The organism is Polaromonas sp., from assembly GCF_039932935.1.
Classification (GTDB): domain Bacteria; phylum Pseudomonadota; class Gammaproteobacteria; order Burkholderiales; family Burkholderiaceae_C; genus Polaromonas.
This window is the reverse complement of the sequence record NZ_JBDTPB010000049.1, coordinates 73,915-88,520: the sequence shown is the minus strand read 5'-3', so window position 1 is coordinate 88,520 and position 14,606 is coordinate 73,915. Positions and strand designations below refer to the sequence as shown.

Genomic DNA, 14,606 nt, shown 5'->3' with positions numbered 1-14,606 from the left:
GGGCCGGCTTCGGGCCAACCCCGGCCATCCCGAGTCAGGAGAAGACCGGCCGGAAGAAACTGCGCTCGTAGCTGATGATGCAGCCCGTGGTTTCGGCGTACTTGAACGCGGCCAGGCAGTCCTGGTCCGCGAAGGAGCGCTGGCGGTAGCTCTCGTATGCGGCCAGGCTGTCAAAGGTGAACAGGGCCAGCGCAATGTTGTTGGCGCCTTCGCTGGGCATGAAGTAGCCATGGTGCTGGCCGCCGAATTTTTCCACCAGCGGAATCCACAGTTTGCCGTAGTGCTCGAACTCCTTGAGCCTGGCGGTGTTGAGGACGTAGCGCAAATAAATGGTGACCATACAACGGGCTCCTTGATTCAGCGTTTGCTGCGGTACGGCTCTTCGAAGTCGAGAAAGTCGTTTTCAGCCAGTGCATCGTCGACCCAGGCCTTGACGCCGGGCAGTGCGATGACGCGCTGTATGTAGGTAGAGATTTCGGCCGGCACCGGCAGGCCATAACGGCTCAGGCGCATGCACACGGGCGCGAAGAAGGCGTCGGCAATGCTGAACTCACCGAACAGCATCGGCCCCTTGTACTGAGCCAGTAATTCGCTCCACATGGCCGACAGGCGCTGCACGTCGGCGCGCACGGCCGATTTGTCGCGCCAGATCAGCTGGCCCATGTCCGAGAGGTCGGCTTCGATGTTCATGGGGCAAGCCGAGCGCAGCGCGCCAAAACCGCTGTGCATTTCGGCGCAAACGCTGCGCGCCCGGGCGCGTGCCTTCACATCCTGTGGCCAGAGCTTTTTGTCGGGAAAACGCTCGGCCATGTATTCGGCAATCGCCAGCGTGTCCCACACCACCAGACCATCGTCGTCCAGCGCAGGCACCCTGCCAGTCGGATTCACACTGCCGATTTTTTTCTTGAAGCTTGAGTCGGCGTCGAACGAGTCAAAGCGCAGCTTGACCTCTTCAAACGGAATGCCGGCCTGCTTGAGCAGCACCCAGGGGCGCATGGACCACGAAGAATAGTTTTTATTGCCGATGTAGAGCTTGAGCATGGTGTCCTGTTCTGCTGACGAAGAAGGCGAAGTGAAACGACTTGCGATGCTACCGCCGCGCCAGCGTGCCATTGATGCAAAAAAACCAAGAGATTGATGCGACCCCCTTCCAGACTCACTTCGTGTAGTCTGTTCCCCCCTTCCAGGGGGCGGCGCCTGCGGTCTGGCGAAGCCAGTCCCGCGGCCCCCACTGGTGAACTACCCCTACTGCATACGCCCTGAATCTTCAACCCAGCATGAGCCGCGGGACTGGCTTTGCCAGACCGCAGGCGGGCGGCCCCCTCGGGGGGCAGGGAGCTACACGAAGTGAGCGACCGTGGGGGCCTAAAACCTCCCGGCAGTTTTCCGTTTGGCCATGAGCCCGCTACGCAGGCCCTGCGCGCCCAGATAAGAAGGGCCGACGGCGTCCAGCGCCGAGGGCGCTATGCCCAGGGCCTGCAGGCCGGGCAGCTTGCCGGTGGCGACGTTGTCGGTGGCCATGGCATCGAGGTTATCGCGGCTCAGCAGCGGCTCCCCGGGTGCGAGCGCCATGAGCCCCGCCTGCAGGCGCCCCAACGCGTCGGGCAGGCCGATTACCGGGCGGCCCTTGCCGCCGTTGATGCCGGCATAACGGCCGGCCAGCGCGACCAACTGGCGCAAGGTGAATACGTCAGGCCCGCAGACTTCGTAGATCTGGCCTGCGGTATCGGCGTCCTGCAGACAATGGATGATGGCATCGGCCACGTCCTCGACCCACACGGGTTGAAAGCGTGCATCGGCGGCTGCCAGCGGAACCACCGGGAAAAGCTGCTGAAGCCGCGCAAAGGTGTTGAGGAATTTGTCTTCGGCACCAAAAATCACGCTGGGCCGCAGCACGGTCACGTCAAGCCCGGTGCTGAGCAGCACGGCTTCGCCGCGCGCCTTGCTTCGCTGGTACATCGAGGCCGACTCAAGCGCCGCACCCAACGCGCTGATGTGGACGATGCGCCGCAGGCCGCTGGCCTCGCAGGCGCGCGCCAGCTCCAGCGGAAGCTGCACGTGCGCCTTGTCAAACGATGCTTGTGTGCCGTGAAGGATGGCAATCAGGTTGACCACGGCCTCGTGGCCGGCCAGCAGCGGCGCCAGCGAAGCCGCGTCATGGGCGTCAGCCTCTACCACGTCGACCAGCGGCAGCATTTGCAGATGTCGGGCGTTGTCACGCCTGCGTGTGACCACGGTCACAGGGCATTGCAGCCGTGCGAGTTTTTCGCAGACATGCCGGCCGACAAAACCAGTGCCGCCAAGAAGGAGTATTTTGTTCATATGCCCTGATTTTGCGCTTTTACCGCGTGACGTGGACCGCCTGCCAGTTGTTCAGCGAATTGGGTCGGTGGCGCCTGCTGGGTAAGCGCGAGCAGCTATAAAACTGATAGCAAAAGAGGCTGAGAGAACCCGCCATCGGCCTACACGCCGCGGACCGCACCATCCCCATAATGGCCAAATGAATATTTTTGAAGCACTGCGAACCAGCCATGAAACCCAGCGCGCCCTGGCGGACAACCTCATCAAAACGCAGGGAGACAGTGAGGAAAGACTCACGCTGTTCAAGGAACTGAAGCTTGAACTTGCGGCGCATGCGGCGGCGGAAGAACGATTTTTCTACGTGCCGCTGATTGCGCACGACATGACGCAAGAGCCCTCGCGCCACGGCATCGCCGAACATCACCAGATGGACAAGCTCGTGGAAACGCTGGAAGCCACTGATTTCAGTTCGCCAAGCTGGCTGTCGACCGCGAAAGAACTGCACCACAAGATTTACCACCACCTCGAAGATGAAGAGCAGGGCGTGTTCCAGCTGGCGGGAAAAGTGCTGAGCGAGGCCGAAAAGCAATCCTTGGCCAAAGGCTATGAAGGTGAGTTTGTCTCGCAGCGTATCAAGGCCTGAACGCCGCCGCGCGGTGTGGCGACACCCCTGACGAGGTCGTCAACGTAAAACGCCAGCAATCGGGATGGTGCTCAATACCAGGGACGTCATGCGGCGTCTTCGGGTGGGGCTTTGCTGGCGGGAGTTTTCTTTGTTTCTTTTTCGACGAGCTGCGTGATTCGCGGCACCAGTGCCAGCACGCCCAAAGCCAGTACCGTGCTCAGGACGGCCGTGGCCTCGCGCCCCATGCCCGCCGCCACGCCGATGGCCGCGGTCAGCCAGATGCCGGCTGCGGTGGTCAGTCCTTTGACTTTTTCTTCGTCGTCGCCCTTGAGGATGGTGCCGGCCCCAAGAAAACCGACGCCAGCAATGATGCCCTGAACCACGCGGCTGATGTCCGCGCTGACCATTCCCGACTGTTGCGGCACCAGCACAAACAGCGCAGCGCCCATGGACACCAGCATGTGGGTGCGCACGCCTGCCGCTTTGCCCTTTTGTTCACGCTCAATGCCGAGCAGGCCGCCCAGCAATGCGGCAAGCAGCAGGCGAAGCAGGAAGCGGGTGGCCTGTTCGGCATCCGGAATGTCAGAAAACTCCGAGGCGATGGTATCGCCCACTTGCTGCCACCAGCTCGTCGCCATACGAACACTCCTGCGAGGTTGTGGATAGGAAAGCCGAATGTACCTTGTCCGGCCAGTGTCGTCATCACCGCCCGCGTTGCTGAAAAGCTTGGGTATCAGGGGTGAATTTTTTTGCCGCGCTTGAGCATGTCCATGAACTGCACCATGCGGCGTTCGCGTGTCTCCGCCTTTTTCGCCGTTTGCAGCCGGAACAGGATCGCGAAGCGGTTGCGGGAGTCCAGGGAGTCAAAGAAGGCTCTGGCCTTGGGGCTCTTGGCCAGCAGCGCCGCGAGGTCTTGCGGCACGACCGACTGGCTCTGCGCTTCGTAGGCAGCGTCCCATCGGCCGTCGGCACGTGCGCGTTCGATTTCCGCCAGGCCCGCGGGTTGCATTTTTCCGTCTTCGATCAGGGCCAGGACCTTGCCCCGGTTGATTCGGGACCAGAGGCTGCGTGCACGGCGCGGGCAGTAACGCTGCAAAAAAAAGTGTTCGTCCAGCGCTTTTCTCTGGCCGTCTATCCATCCGTAGCAAAGTGCCAGTTCCAGCGCCTCGGGGCAGGTGATGGACACCTGATCGGAGTCCTTCTTGGCGACCTTGAGCCAGATTCCGGAACTGCTGGCGTGGTGTTTGGCCAGCCAGCCTTTCCAGCTGCGGGGTGTTTTGAAAAGCAGGGGTTCCTGAATGTCGGCAGTGGCTGGCATCGCGCCATTTTTGCACGGTGCGCGCGGCATGTCATGCAGGCATTGCGGGGAACTCCCCTGAGCCGCTATGAAATCGATAGCTGCTCGCGCGTGAACTAAAAGGTCAGACGGCCAGATGAGTAGCCGCTCTGCCGCCCTCAGTTTTTGGGAATCTTGCGGGGTTTGCCAAAGTCGTCAATGGCCACATAGGTCAGGCTGGCTTCGGTGACCTTGATGTAACGGCCTTGCGCCCGGAAGCGCTCGGCATAGACCTCGACCTGGACCGTGATGGACGTGGTGCCGATGCGGGTCACGCAGGAGAAAAACGACAGGATGTCGCCCACCCGCACAGGCTGCTTGAAGATGAACTGGTTGACAGCCACCGTCGCCATGCGCCCGTCCACGTGGCGCGCCGGTACCACCGAGCCGGCCAGGTCGACCTGCGCCATGACCCAGCCGCCGAAGATGTCGCCGTTGGCGTTGCAGTCGGCCGGCATGGGGATCACCTTGAGCACCAGCTCCTTGTCGGTGGGCAGCTGGACGTTGAGGGCGTCCTCGGCGTGAATGTCCCTGGAGGCGCTTGATTCGGAAGACATAGGCACAATCTGAAAAAGTTATTACAACAACCTTCACGATTGTCCCTCATGCGCTCCCGAGCTTCCGCTGTTGATTCCTCCCTGGCCATGCCACCCGCTGCGTCCGCGCCAGGCGGCGGCCAGCAGCCGGCTTCCGGGCGCTCGGACATGGACACACTGAAGCGGCTGTTTCCCTACCTTTGGGACTACAAATGGCGCGTGCTGGCCGCCCTGAGCTTCATGGTGGGCGCCAAGCTGGCCAACGTGGGCGTCCCGCTGCTGCTGAAAAACCTGGTTGACACCATGAGCTTCAAGCCGGGCGACGTGCAGGTGGTGCTGGTGGTGCCGGCGATGCTGTTGCTGGCCTACGGCTTGCTGCGCCTGTCGACTACGCTGTTCACGGAGCTGCGCGAACTGGTGTTCGCCAAGGCCACCGAGGGCGCGGCGCGGCGGATTTCGCTGGAAGTGTTCAGGCACCTGCATGCGCTCAGCCTGCGCTTTCACCTGGAGCGCCAGACCGGCGGCATGACGCGCGACATCGAGCGCGGCACGCGCGGCGTGCATTCGCTGATTTCGTATTCGCTCTACAGCATCATCCCCACGCTGATCGAGGTGACGCTGGTGCTGTCGCTGCTGGCGGTCAAGTTCGACGTCTGGTTTGCCGGCATCACAGGCATTGCGCTGGTGTTCTACATTTTCTTTACGGTCACCGTGACCGAATGGCGCACGCAGTTTCGCAAGACCATGAACGAGCTCGATTCGTCGGCCCACAGCCGCGCGATCGATTCGTTGCTCAATTACGAGACCGTCAAGTACTTCAACAACGAAGAGTTCGAAGCCGCGCGTTACGACGAAAACCTGCAACGCTACCGCCGTGCCGCCATCAAGAGCCAGAACACCCTGAGCCTGCTCAACACCGGGCAGCAACTCATCATTGCCTTCGGGCTGGTGGCCATGCTCTGGCGTGCGACACAGGGCGTGGTGGATGGGCGCATGACGCTGGGCGACCTGGTTATGGTGAACGCCTTCATGATCCAGCTTTACATTCCGCTCGGTTTCCTGGGCGTGATTTACCGCGAGATCAAACAAAGCCTGACCGACCTGGACAAGATGTTTGTGCTGATGGAGCGCGAACGTGAAATCGCCGACGTGGCGGGCGCCGAGCCCATCGTCATCGACGGCACGCCGGCGGTACGCTTTGAGAATGTCAATTTCGCCTATGACCCTGCACGACCCATTCTGCACAACGTGAGCTTCGAAATCCCGCCCGGCAAGACTGTTGCGGTGGTGGGCTCTTCGGGTGCTGGGAAGTCCACGCTGGCGCGGCTGCTTTACCGCTTTTACGACGTGCAGCAGGGCCGCATCACCATTGCGGGGCAAGACATCAAGCAGGTCACCCAGTCCAGCGTGCGCCAGGCTATCGGCATCGTGCCGCAGGACACCGTGCTGTTCAACGACACGGTGGAATACAACATCGCGTACGGCAAGCCGGGCGCCAGCCATGCCGAGGTGGAAGAAGCCGCGCGCGCGGCTCGCATCCACGGTTTTATTGCCTCGACGCCGCTGGGCTACCAGACCATGGTGGGTGAACGCGGCCTGAAGCTCTCGGGCGGCGAAAAGCAGCGCGTGGCCATTGCCCGCACCTTGCTGAAAAACCCGCCGGTGGTGATTTTTGACGAAGCCACTTCGGCCCTGGATTCGGCCAACGAGCGTGCCATTCAGGCTGAGCTGCGCACCGCCGCACAAAACAAGACCACGCTGGTGATCGCCCATCGGCTGTCCACCGTGGTGGATGCGCACGAAATCCTGGTGATGGACAGCGGCCGCATTGTGGAACGCGGCACGCATGTGCAGCTGCTCGCCCTGGAAGGCGCGTATGCGCGCATGTGGGCCTTGCAGCAGAGTGCGGCAGAGGCCTGATTTAAGGGAAATCGCGGCTTTGGCCAGATCTGGCGAGCGCCAGCAGCTATCAAATAAGTAGCAACCGGGAGTCGACCCACCTGCAAGCTGTTTTCGGTCCCATGCCGGCCATGGGATTCCCCGTAGGCCGAAAGATTGCGTGAGATCGCATAATCGGAAGACCTGGCGGCTACGGTTGACCGCTTGATTGCCCTTTTGGAGTCTGAGGTCTATGGAAACCAAATGGCTGGAAGATTTCGTCAGTCTGGCTGAAACCCGCAGTTTCAGCCGTTCTGCCCAGTTGCGTCATGTCACCCAGCCTGCGTTTTCGCGGCGCATCCAGGCCCTGGAAGCCTGGGCGGGCACCGATCTGGTGGACCGCAGCTCTTATCCCACACGCTTGACCCCCGCCGGCGAAACGCTTTACAGCCAGTCGCTGGAGATGCTGCAGGGCCTGCAGTCCACACGCGCCATGCTGCGCGGCCACACCTCAGCCGGACAGGACGTCATTGAGTTTGCGGTGCCGCACACACTGGCTTTTACCTTTTTCCCCGCCTGGGTCAGCAGCCTGCGTGAGAAGTTCGGCCCCATCAAAAGCCGGCTGATTGCCCTGAACGTGCATGACGCGGTGCTGCGTCTCGTCGAAGGCAGTTGCGACCTGCTGATCGCCTACCACCACGACTCCCAGCCCTTCCAGCTGGACCCGGACCGCTATGAAATGGTGTCGCTGGGCCAGGAAGTGCTGGCGCCTTTTGTGCGCGCCAACTCTGCCGGCGAGCCCGAGTTCGTGCTGCCGGGCCGCGCCGGCCAGCCCTTGCCTTATCTGGGCTATGCGCCGGGTGCTTACCTGGGCCGCATGGTCGACATGATCCTCAAGCAGTCCAGCACGGCCATCCACCTCGACAGGGTCTACGAAACCGACATGGCCGAAGGCCTTAAGGCGATGGCGCTGGAGGGGCACGGTATTGCCTTTTTGCCGCTCAGTGCGGTCAAAAAAGAGTTGCGCGCCAAGAAGCTGGTCAATGCTGGCGGCAACCTGGAAATGACCATGGACGTGCGCGTGTACCGGGAGCGGCCCACCTCCAAAGAGTCCGCCAAAACCCATGCCCAGGCTTTGTGGACATACCTGCAGGCGCAAACCGGCGCCAAGGAAAAAACGGGCGGACGCGCGGCGAGCGCGCCGGCGTCTCGCTAAGGCTTACGCACACGTTTCGCATTGGCAAACAACGCCATCGAAGGCTGGCGTTTGCCCGCGCTGGAAGGCCGGCCATTCCTGGCTATAGTCTGACGACTAGTAGTAACCCTATGTGGTTATAAAAAAAATGCATGGAAGATCGTTGAAACAGCATTGGTGTTTTGGCAACGTCAAATTTACAGTTCGAGACCTTCAAATTTTGGGTGAATGTCTTGGGTGTTGATGTATTTGCTGTCTGTTTCTGGTCTTGGGCCGCGCCTCCGCCCGCTGCGCAAAATCGCGCCGGGCAAGATTGCCGCCCAGCCTCAACGGTAGGCTGGCACAAACACTGCTTACATCTGCCGTATAGTTCCGGACTTTAATGCGTGCACCATTTTGGAAAACCCCCGCAATTGCCATCGATGCTGCGGGTTTGCAAAAACACTAGCCCAAACACCGCCCTTCACGCAGTCCAATTTCCATCGTTTTTAGAGGCCGGGTAAACCTAGGCGTGTCCCGGGAACCAACTCTCTAGAATAGTTCGCTAATCGTTTCATTCATTACAGGAGATTTCATGAAACTCAAGCTAGTCGCTCTGTCTGTCGCATTGCTCGCCACCGGCGGTGCATTTGCCGACACCCTTTCCAAAGTCAAGGCCTCGGGCGTGGTGACCATGGGTGTGCGTGATTCCTCCGGCGCGCTGTCCTATACCCTGGGCGACGGTAAATACACCGGCTACCACGTCGAAATCTGCCAGCGCATCCTGGCCGGCCTCGAAAAGGCCGCCGAGCGCAAGCTGGAAGTCAAGTACCAGCCCGTGACCTCGCAAAACCGCATCCCTCTCGTGCAAAACGGCACGGTCGACATCGAGTGCGGCTCCACCACCAACAACGCCACCCGTCAAAAAGACGTGGCTTTCGTTGACACCACCTTTGTGGAAGAAGTTCGCATTGCCGTGAAAGCCACCTCCGGCATCACGTCGGTCGCCCAGCTCAGCGGCAAGACCGTGGCCACCACCACCGGTACCACCTCGGTGCAGACGCTGCGCAAGAACAAACGCGCCAGCGGCGTTGAGTTCAAGGAAATTTTCGGCAAGGACCACTCCGACAGCTTCCTGCTGCTCGAGTCGGGCCGCGCTGATGCGTTCGTCATGGACGGCTCCATCCTGGCCGGCAACATTGCCACCGCCAAGAAGCCTTCCGACTTCAAGATCGTTGGTGAAGTGCTGAGCGTTGAGCCCATCGCCATCATGATCCGCAAGGACGACCCGCTGCTCAAGCGCCTGGCCGATGACACGGTCAAGAGCATGATCAAGTCCGGCGAAATGAACAAGCTGTGGACGAAGTGGTTCCTGTCGCCGATTCCTCCGAAGAACACCAAGGTCGGCCTCGCACTGAGCGCCAGCACCAAGGCCGCCTGGGACAATCCGAACGACAAGCCCATGGAAGAGTACGCCCAGAAATAATTCGGGTCAGGTAAATTGAAGAACCCCGCCGGACTTTGTGCTCTGGCGGGGTTTCTCGTTTACCGAGGCATGCAAGCACAACACAACAACCCTTTGCTGGAGCCGTGATGACTTGGGATTGGCAGGTATTTTTGAATGATGACGGTAGCGGTCGAACCTATTTGCAATGGATGTTCGACGCTTGGGGCTGGACCCTGTCCGTCGCCGGCGCATCTTGGGTGATCGCCATGCTCTGCGGCGCGTTCATCGGCACGCTGCGCACCTTGCCCAACAGCCCGTGGCTGGTCCGCTTTGCCAATGCCTGGGTCGAGTTGTTTCGCAACGTCCCCTTGCTGGTCCAGATTTTCATCTGGTATTTTGTGATTCCCAAGATTTTTCCGGCGATGAAAGACCTGCCCAGCTTCATCCTGGTGGTGTTTGCGCTCGGGTTCTTTACCTCGGCGCGTATCGCCGAGCAGGTCAGGGCCGGTGTCCAGGCGCTGCCGCGCGGGCAACGCTACGCCGGCATGGCCATGGGCTTTACCACCCTGCAGACTTACCGCTACGTCATCCTGCCGATGGCGTTTCGCATCATCATTCCGCCGTTGACCAGCGAGTCGATGAATCTCTTGAAGAATTCGTCCGTCGCTTTCGCGGTGTCGATCGCCGAGCTCACCATGTTCGCCATGCAGGCGCAGGAAGAAACCTCGCGCGGCATTGAAATTTACCTGGCAGTGACGGCCCTCTATGCTGTCTCGGCCTTCGCGGTCAACCGGGTCATGGCCTTTGTTGAAAAGAAGGTCCAGATCCCCGGCTTCGTTGTAGCCGGCTCAACGGGCGGAGGGCACTGACATGCTTGGACTCGACATGGGCTTCCTGAACTGGGACATGATTTCCCAGTTCGTCGTCAAGGGCTTTATCTTCAGTATCCAGCTGACGGTCATCGCCACCATTGGCGGCATTATTTTTGGCACAGTGCTGGCTCTCATGCGGCTGTCGGGCAAAAAGTTCCTGACTGTTCCCGCGACCATCTATGTCAACGGCATGCGCTCCGTTCCGCTGGTCATGGTGATTTTGTGGTTCTTCCTGCTGGTGCCGGCGTCGTTTTACAGCCTGATCCCCGGCGGCAGCAACTACCGCGCGGAAATCTCCGCCATCATCACCTTCGTGGCCTTTGAGGCGGCCTACTTCAGCGAGATCATGCGCGCGGGCATTCAGTCCATTTCGCGCGGCCAGGTCAACGCAGGGCGCGCTCTGGGCATGACTTACGCGCAGAACATGAAGCTGATCATCCTGCCTCAGGCTTTCCGCAACATGGTGCCCATCCTGCTGACGCAGACCATCATCCTGTTTCAGGATACGTCGCTGGTTTACGCCATTGGTGCATATGACCTGCTCAAAGGCTTCAGCACAGCCGGCAAGATTTATGGCCGCCCTGAAGAGGCCTACCTGTTGGCTGCCGTGGTCTATTTCGTGATGTGTTTTGGGTTGTCCTATCTGGTCAAGCGCCTGAACAACAGAATCGCCATCATTCGCTGAGCTCGCCGTCCTCAAGCCGCGCGAATCTCAAAGAGAACACTGGAGAAGAAGATGATTGAGTTAAAAGAAGTTTCCAAATGGTACGGTGATGTGCAGGTTCTCAACAACTGCACCACCAGCATCAAGAAGGGTGAAGTAGTTGTGGTCTGCGGCCCATCGGGCTCGGGCAAATCAACCCTCATCAAGACCATCAACGCCCTGGAGCCTTTCCAGAAGGGCCAGATTTTTGTCGACGGCAAGGCCGTGCATGACCCCAAGACGGATTTGCCCAAACTGCGTAGCCGCGTCGGCATGGTGTTCCAGAACTTCGAGCTGTTTCCGCACCTGAGCGTGACCGAAAACCTGACTTTGGCGCAGGTCAAGGTGCTGGGTCGCAAGCCTGACGAGGCCAAAAAACACGGCCTCAAATACCTGGACCGCGTGGGCCTGATGGCGCACAAAGACAAGTTCCCCGGCCAGCTCTCGGGCGGCCAGCAGCAACGCGTGGCGATTGCCCGCGCCCTCAGCATGGACCCGATTGCCATGCTGTTTGACGAGCCCACCTCCGCACTCGACCCCGAAATGGTGGGCGAGGTGCTGGACTGCATGATGGGCCTGGCCGTTGAGGGCATGACCATGATGGTGGTGACCCACGAAATGGGCTTTGCCAAAAAAGTGGGCAGCCGCGTCATCTTCATGGACGTGGGCGGCCGCATTCTGGAAGACTGCTCGAAGGACGAGTTTTTCAGTCACCCCGAAAACCGCCAGGCGCGCACCAAGGATTTCCTCAACAAGATCCTGCAGCATTGAAAACCGTGCGCCCCAAAAAAAAGCCCCGGACTCCGGGGCTTTTTTCATGGAGCTTCATGATGGGTTCGCCAGCCGACCAGTGAGACAATTCAGGCCATGACTTCAGCCACCCGCACAACCGCCTCCACCCTGACCATCACCCGCCCTGACGACTGGCACCTGCACGTACGCGACGGCGAAGCGCTGCTCACGGTCGTGCCCCATACGGCCGCGCAATTCGGCCGCGCCATCATCATGCCCAACTTGCGGCCGCCGGTGACCACCGCCGCCCAGGCTGTGGCTTACCGTGGACGCATTCAGGCCGCTGTGCCCGCTGGTGTGCAGTTCGAACCGCTGATGACGCTGTACCTGACGGACAACCTGCCGCCGGATGAAATAAAGCGCGCGAAGGATGCCGGTGTTGTGGCTTTGAAGTTGTACCCCGCCGGCGCCACCACCAACAGCGACGCCGGTGTAACCGACTTGCGCAAGACCTACAAGACGCTGGAGGCGATGCAAAAGGAAGGCCTGCTGTTGCTGGTGCACGGCGAGGTGACTTCGCCTGACATCGACCTGTTCGACCGGGAAGCAGTATTCATCGACAACCAGCTGATTCCACTGCGCCGCGATTTTCCCGAACTCAAAATCGTCTTTGAGCACATCACGACGCGCGAAGCCGCCCATTACGTGCGTGATGCCGGCAAGTTCACGGGCGCCACCGTCACGGCGCATCACCTGCTCTATAACCGCAACGCGATCTTCATCGGCGGCATTCGTCCGCACTACTACTGCCTGCCGGTGCTCAAACGCGAAACGCACCGCCTTGCGCTGGTCGAAGCCTCCACCAGCGGCAATGCCCGCTTTTTCCTCGGCACCGACAGCGCGCCGCACCCGGCTCACCTGAAGGAGCATGCCACCGGCTGCGCGGGCTGCTACACCGCGCATGCCGCCATGGAGCTTTATGCAGAAGCCTTTGATGACGTAGGCGCGCTGGACAAGCTCGAAGCCTTTGCCAGCTTCAACGGTGCCGACTTCTACGGCCTGCCGCGCAACACCGGCAGCATCACGCTGAAGAAAGAAAGCTGGCACCCGCCCGAAAGCTATGCCTTCGGCGAAGCCGAGCTCAAGCCTTTACGCTCAGGTGAAAACCTGCCCTGGAAGCTGGACGCGACTGCGTGAAGGTGATGAGCGCTAAGCCGGCAAAGGCCTGATCGCCATGGCAACCCCCGTGTCGCTACCGCCTATTGATTGGGAGCGCCCCTGGCTGCAAGCCTGGCGCGAACCCGGCCAGCGCGTGGCCTGCGCAGTGGGCGCCGGTGTGGCGCTGCACCAGGCCCTCAACGCCGTGCAGCCCGCGCCAGTGTGCTTCGCACCGCAATGCACCTTGCCTTCTGGCGAGGCCTACGAAAGCTTCATCGCCAGAACCCGGCTGTGCCCGACACGCGAAGGCTCGCACGATTTTTTCAACGGCTTGTGCTGGATGCGTTTTCCGCAGACCAAGCGCAAGCTGAACCAGCTGCAGGCCGCTGAGATTACCGCTGCAGGCATCGCACCGGTGCGCGGGCCGGTGCGTGACGCTCTGACGGTGTTCGACGAAAACGCTGCTTTCCTGTCGGCGCCGCAGCCCCTGTGGGACGCACTGATCGCCCGGGACTGGAACAGCCTTTTCCTCACGCACAGGGCGCTATGGCAGGAGGCGCAACTCGTACTGTTTGGCCACGCCTTGCTCGAAAAGCTGCTTCAACCACGAAAACCCATCACAGCCCACGTGTACCTTGCGCAACCGGCTATGAATTCAATAGCAGAATTGGACGCCTGGGTGGCGGCCGACCTGAGCGCAGCCAAACTTGCCAGCAAGCCTTTTGCACCTTTGCCGGTGCTGGGCGTACCCGGCTGGTGGCCCGAGAACGAGAACTTTTCCTTTTATGATGACTCCCTTGTATTCAGGCCGCAGCGGCTGCCATAAATAACAGATAAAAATCAGCCGCCTGCACACGAGCTCCGCTTGAAGCGGGCCCGAAGGCCCTCATATCCTGCGCAAGGCGGGCTTTTTCACCGACCCCACGGAGAACCCATGAAACGTATTTTTCTGTTTATTTTGACCAACGTCGCCGTTGTGGCGGTGCTGGGCATTGTCGCCAGCCTGCTGGGCGTCAACCGCTACCTCACACCCAACGGATTGAACCTGGGCATGCTGCTCGGGTTTGCGCTCGTGATCGGTTTCGGCGGTGCGATCATCTCGCTGCTGATCAGCAAGCCCGTCGCCAAATGGAGCGCCGGCGTTCGCGTCATCAATGAAGCCCAGAACGCCGACGAAGCCTGGATTGTCGAGACCGTGCGCAAGCTGGCCGACAAGGCGCAGATCGGCATGCCCGAAGTCGGCATCTTTGAAGGCGCGCCCAATGCCTTTGCCACCGGCGCGTTCAAGAATTCGTCGCTGGTAGCTGTGTCCACCGGCCTGCTGCAAGGCATGACCAAGGAAGAAATCGAGGCCGTGCTCGGCCACGAGATTGCCCACATTGCAAACGGCGACATGGTCACCATGACGCTGATCCAGGGTGTCATGAACACCTTTGTGGTTTTCCTCTCGCGTGTGATTGGTTATGCCGTCGACAGCTTTTTGCGCCGCGGCAGCGACAACAATTCCGGCCCCGGCATCGGCTACTACGTCAGCACCATCGTGCTGGACATCGTGCTCGGTTTTGCTGCTGCCATCGTGGTGGCCTGGTTCTCGCGCCAGCGTGAGTTCCGCGCCGATGCAGGCGCCGCACAGCTGATGGGACGCCGCCAGCCCATGATGAATGCGTTGGCCCGCCTGGGCGGCATGCAGCCCGGGGAGTTGCCCAAGGCGGTTGAAGCCATGGGCATCACCGGCAGCATTGGCAAGCTGTTTGCCACGCACCCACCGATTGAAGAGCGTATCGCTGCATTGCAAAACAGCCAGTCTTGAACATCACAAAGCGCCCCGGACAGGGCGCTTTTTT

16 protein-coding genes are annotated in these 14,606 nt (G+C 60.5%); 10 read left to right on the top strand and 6 right to left on the bottom strand.

The features are described 5' to 3' along the window. Window positions 1-34: 34 nt before the first annotated feature. From ABI546_RS09270 to ABI546_RS09260, 3 genes are all read right to left on the bottom strand, one after another. Window positions 35-340, bottom strand: coding sequence for an NIPSNAP family protein (locus ABI546_RS09270; protein ID WP_348046304.1), 306 nt, complete (start codon window positions 338-340; stop codon window positions 35-37). Between the two features lie 17 nt (window positions 341-357). Continuing rightward, window positions 358-1,041 carry a glutathione S-transferase family protein gene (locus tag ABI546_RS09265; RefSeq protein ID WP_348046303.1) on the bottom strand — a complete coding sequence of 228 codons (684 nt, stop codon included), beginning with the start codon at window positions 1,039-1,041 and terminating at the stop codon, window positions 358-360. Between the two features lie 324 nt (window positions 1,042-1,365). Next, window positions 1,366-2,322 (bottom strand): complex I NDUFA9 subunit family protein, encoded by a 957-nt coding sequence (locus ABI546_RS09260; RefSeq protein ID WP_348046302.1) that lies wholly within the window; start codon window positions 2,320-2,322, stop codon window positions 1,366-1,368. A 178-nt stretch (window positions 2,323-2,500) separates the two neighbouring features. On the opposite strand from ABI546_RS09260, the gene ABI546_RS09255 reads away from it, so the two are divergent. Beyond that, on the top strand, window positions 2,501-2,944 hold the full coding sequence (locus ABI546_RS09255; RefSeq protein WP_348046301.1) for a hemerythrin domain-containing protein: 444 nt from the start codon (window positions 2,501-2,503) through the stop codon (window positions 2,942-2,944). 86 nt (window positions 2,945-3,030) lie between these two features. Here the strand turns inward: ABI546_RS09255 and ABI546_RS09250 are convergent, their stop codons facing one another. The 3 genes from ABI546_RS09250 to ABI546_RS09240 all read right to left on the bottom strand — a co-directional run bounded on the left by ABI546_RS09250 (window position 3,031) and on the right by ABI546_RS09240 (window position 4,819). Next, a complete protein-coding gene (locus ABI546_RS09250; protein ID WP_348046300.1) occupies window positions 3,031-3,564 on the bottom strand; it encodes an MgtC/SapB family protein in 534 nt (177 codons plus the stop codon). Window positions 3,565-3,659: 95 nt separating this feature from the next. Next, window positions 3,660-4,244, bottom strand: a complete 585-nt coding sequence (locus ABI546_RS09245) for a YdeI/OmpD-associated family protein (protein ID WP_348046299.1) — start codon at window positions 4,242-4,244, stop codon at window positions 3,660-3,662. Window positions 4,245-4,381: 137 nt separating this feature from the next. Beyond that, window positions 4,382-4,819 carry an acyl-CoA thioesterase gene (locus ABI546_RS09240; RefSeq protein WP_348046298.1) on the bottom strand — a complete coding sequence of 146 codons (438 nt, stop codon included), beginning with the start codon at window positions 4,817-4,819 and terminating at the stop codon, window positions 4,382-4,384. 48 nt (window positions 4,820-4,867) lie between these two features. Between ABI546_RS09240 and ABI546_RS09235 the strand changes: the two genes are divergently transcribed. From ABI546_RS09235 to htpX, 9 genes are all read left to right on the top strand, one after another. After that, window positions 4,868-6,718: an ABC transporter ATP-binding protein/permease gene (locus tag ABI546_RS09235; RefSeq protein WP_348046297.1), complete on the top strand. Its 1,851-nt coding sequence runs from the start codon at window positions 4,868-4,870 to the stop codon at window positions 6,716-6,718. A 211-nt stretch (window positions 6,719-6,929) separates the two neighbouring features. After that, window positions 6,930-7,892, top strand: a complete 963-nt coding sequence (locus ABI546_RS09230) for a LysR substrate-binding domain-containing protein (RefSeq protein ID WP_348046296.1) — start codon at window positions 6,930-6,932, stop codon at window positions 7,890-7,892. A gap of 553 nt (window positions 7,893-8,445) precedes the next feature. Then, window positions 8,446-9,336 (top strand): transporter substrate-binding domain-containing protein, encoded by an 891-nt coding sequence (locus ABI546_RS09225; protein ID WP_348046295.1) that lies wholly within the window; start codon window positions 8,446-8,448, stop codon window positions 9,334-9,336. 107 nt (window positions 9,337-9,443) lie between these two features. Next, on the top strand, window positions 9,444-10,166 hold the full coding sequence (locus ABI546_RS09220; protein ID WP_348046294.1) for an amino acid ABC transporter permease: 723 nt from the start codon (window positions 9,444-9,446) through the stop codon (window positions 10,164-10,166). A 1-nt stretch (window position 10,167) separates the two neighbouring features. Then, window positions 10,168-10,854 (top strand): amino acid ABC transporter permease, encoded by a 687-nt coding sequence (locus ABI546_RS09215; protein WP_348046293.1) that lies wholly within the window; start codon window positions 10,168-10,170, stop codon window positions 10,852-10,854. A gap of 51 nt (window positions 10,855-10,905) precedes the next feature. Next, window positions 10,906-11,643, top strand: coding sequence for an amino acid ABC transporter ATP-binding protein (locus ABI546_RS09210; RefSeq protein WP_348046292.1), 738 nt, complete (start codon window positions 10,906-10,908; stop codon window positions 11,641-11,643). 96 nt (window positions 11,644-11,739) lie between these two features. Next, window positions 11,740-12,801: a dihydroorotase gene (pyrC, locus tag ABI546_RS09205; RefSeq protein WP_348046291.1), complete on the top strand. Its 1,062-nt coding sequence runs from the start codon at window positions 11,740-11,742 to the stop codon at window positions 12,799-12,801. A gap of 37 nt (window positions 12,802-12,838) precedes the next feature. Continuing rightward, window positions 12,839-13,588 carry a DUF3025 domain-containing protein gene (locus ABI546_RS09200; RefSeq protein WP_348046290.1) on the top strand — a complete coding sequence of 250 codons (750 nt, stop codon included), beginning with the start codon at window positions 12,839-12,841 and terminating at the stop codon, window positions 13,586-13,588. A 108-nt stretch (window positions 13,589-13,696) separates the two neighbouring features. Continuing rightward, the gene (htpX, locus tag ABI546_RS09195; protein ID WP_348046288.1) at window positions 13,697-14,572 is read left to right on the top strand and encodes a protease HtpX; all 876 of its coding nucleotides are present in this window, start codon (window positions 13,697-13,699) and stop codon (window positions 14,570-14,572) included. Window positions 14,573-14,606: the final 34 nt, after the last annotated feature.

Excerpts from the sequence above, each read along its gene's own strand:
- ABI546_RS09255 (WP_348046301.1), top strand. The coding sequence starts at position 2,501 with ATGAATATTTTTGAAGCACTGCGAACCAGCCATGAAACCCAGCGCGCC.
- htpX (WP_348046288.1), top strand. The coding sequence starts at position 13,697 with ATGAAACGTATTTTTCTGTTTATTTTGACCAACGTCGCCGTTGTGGCG.
- ABI546_RS09210 (WP_348046292.1), top strand. The coding sequence starts at position 10,906 with ATGATTGAGTTAAAAGAAGTTTCCAAATGGTACGGTGATGTGCAGGTT.
- ABI546_RS09215 (WP_348046293.1), top strand. The coding sequence starts at position 10,168 with ATGCTTGGACTCGACATGGGCTTCCTGAACTGGGACATGATTTCCCAG.
- pyrC (WP_348046291.1), top strand. The coding sequence starts at position 11,740 with ATGACTTCAGCCACCCGCACAACCGCCTCCACCCTGACCATCACCCGC.
- ABI546_RS09225 (WP_348046295.1), top strand. The coding sequence starts at position 8,446 with ATGAAACTCAAGCTAGTCGCTCTGTCTGTCGCATTGCTCGCCACCGGC.
- ABI546_RS09220 (WP_348046294.1), top strand. The coding sequence starts at position 9,444 with ATGACTTGGGATTGGCAGGTATTTTTGAATGATGACGGTAGCGGTCGA.
- ABI546_RS09240 (WP_348046298.1), bottom strand. The coding sequence starts at position 4,819 with ATGTCTTCCGAATCAAGCGCCTCCAGGGACATTCACGCCGAGGACGCC.
- ABI546_RS09235 (WP_348046297.1), top strand. The coding sequence starts at position 4,868 with ATGCGCTCCCGAGCTTCCGCTGTTGATTCCTCCCTGGCCATGCCACCC.
- ABI546_RS09270 (WP_348046304.1), bottom strand. The coding sequence starts at position 340 with ATGGTCACCATTTATTTGCGCTACGTCCTCAACACCGCCAGGCTCAAG.
- ABI546_RS09260 (WP_348046302.1), bottom strand. The coding sequence starts at position 2,322 with ATGAACAAAATACTCCTTCTTGGCGGCACTGGTTTTGTCGGCCGGCAT.
- ABI546_RS09250 (WP_348046300.1), bottom strand. The coding sequence starts at position 3,564 with ATGGCGACGAGCTGGTGGCAGCAAGTGGGCGATACCATCGCCTCGGAG.
- ABI546_RS09245 (WP_348046299.1), bottom strand. The coding sequence starts at position 4,244 with ATGCCAGCCACTGCCGACATTCAGGAACCCCTGCTTTTCAAAACACCC.
- ABI546_RS09265 (WP_348046303.1), bottom strand. The coding sequence starts at position 1,041 with ATGCTCAAGCTCTACATCGGCAATAAAAACTATTCTTCGTGGTCCATG.
- ABI546_RS09230 (WP_348046296.1), top strand. The coding sequence starts at position 6,930 with ATGGAAACCAAATGGCTGGAAGATTTCGTCAGTCTGGCTGAAACCCGC.
- ABI546_RS09200 (WP_348046290.1), top strand. The coding sequence starts at position 12,839 with ATGGCAACCCCCGTGTCGCTACCGCCTATTGATTGGGAGCGCCCCTGG.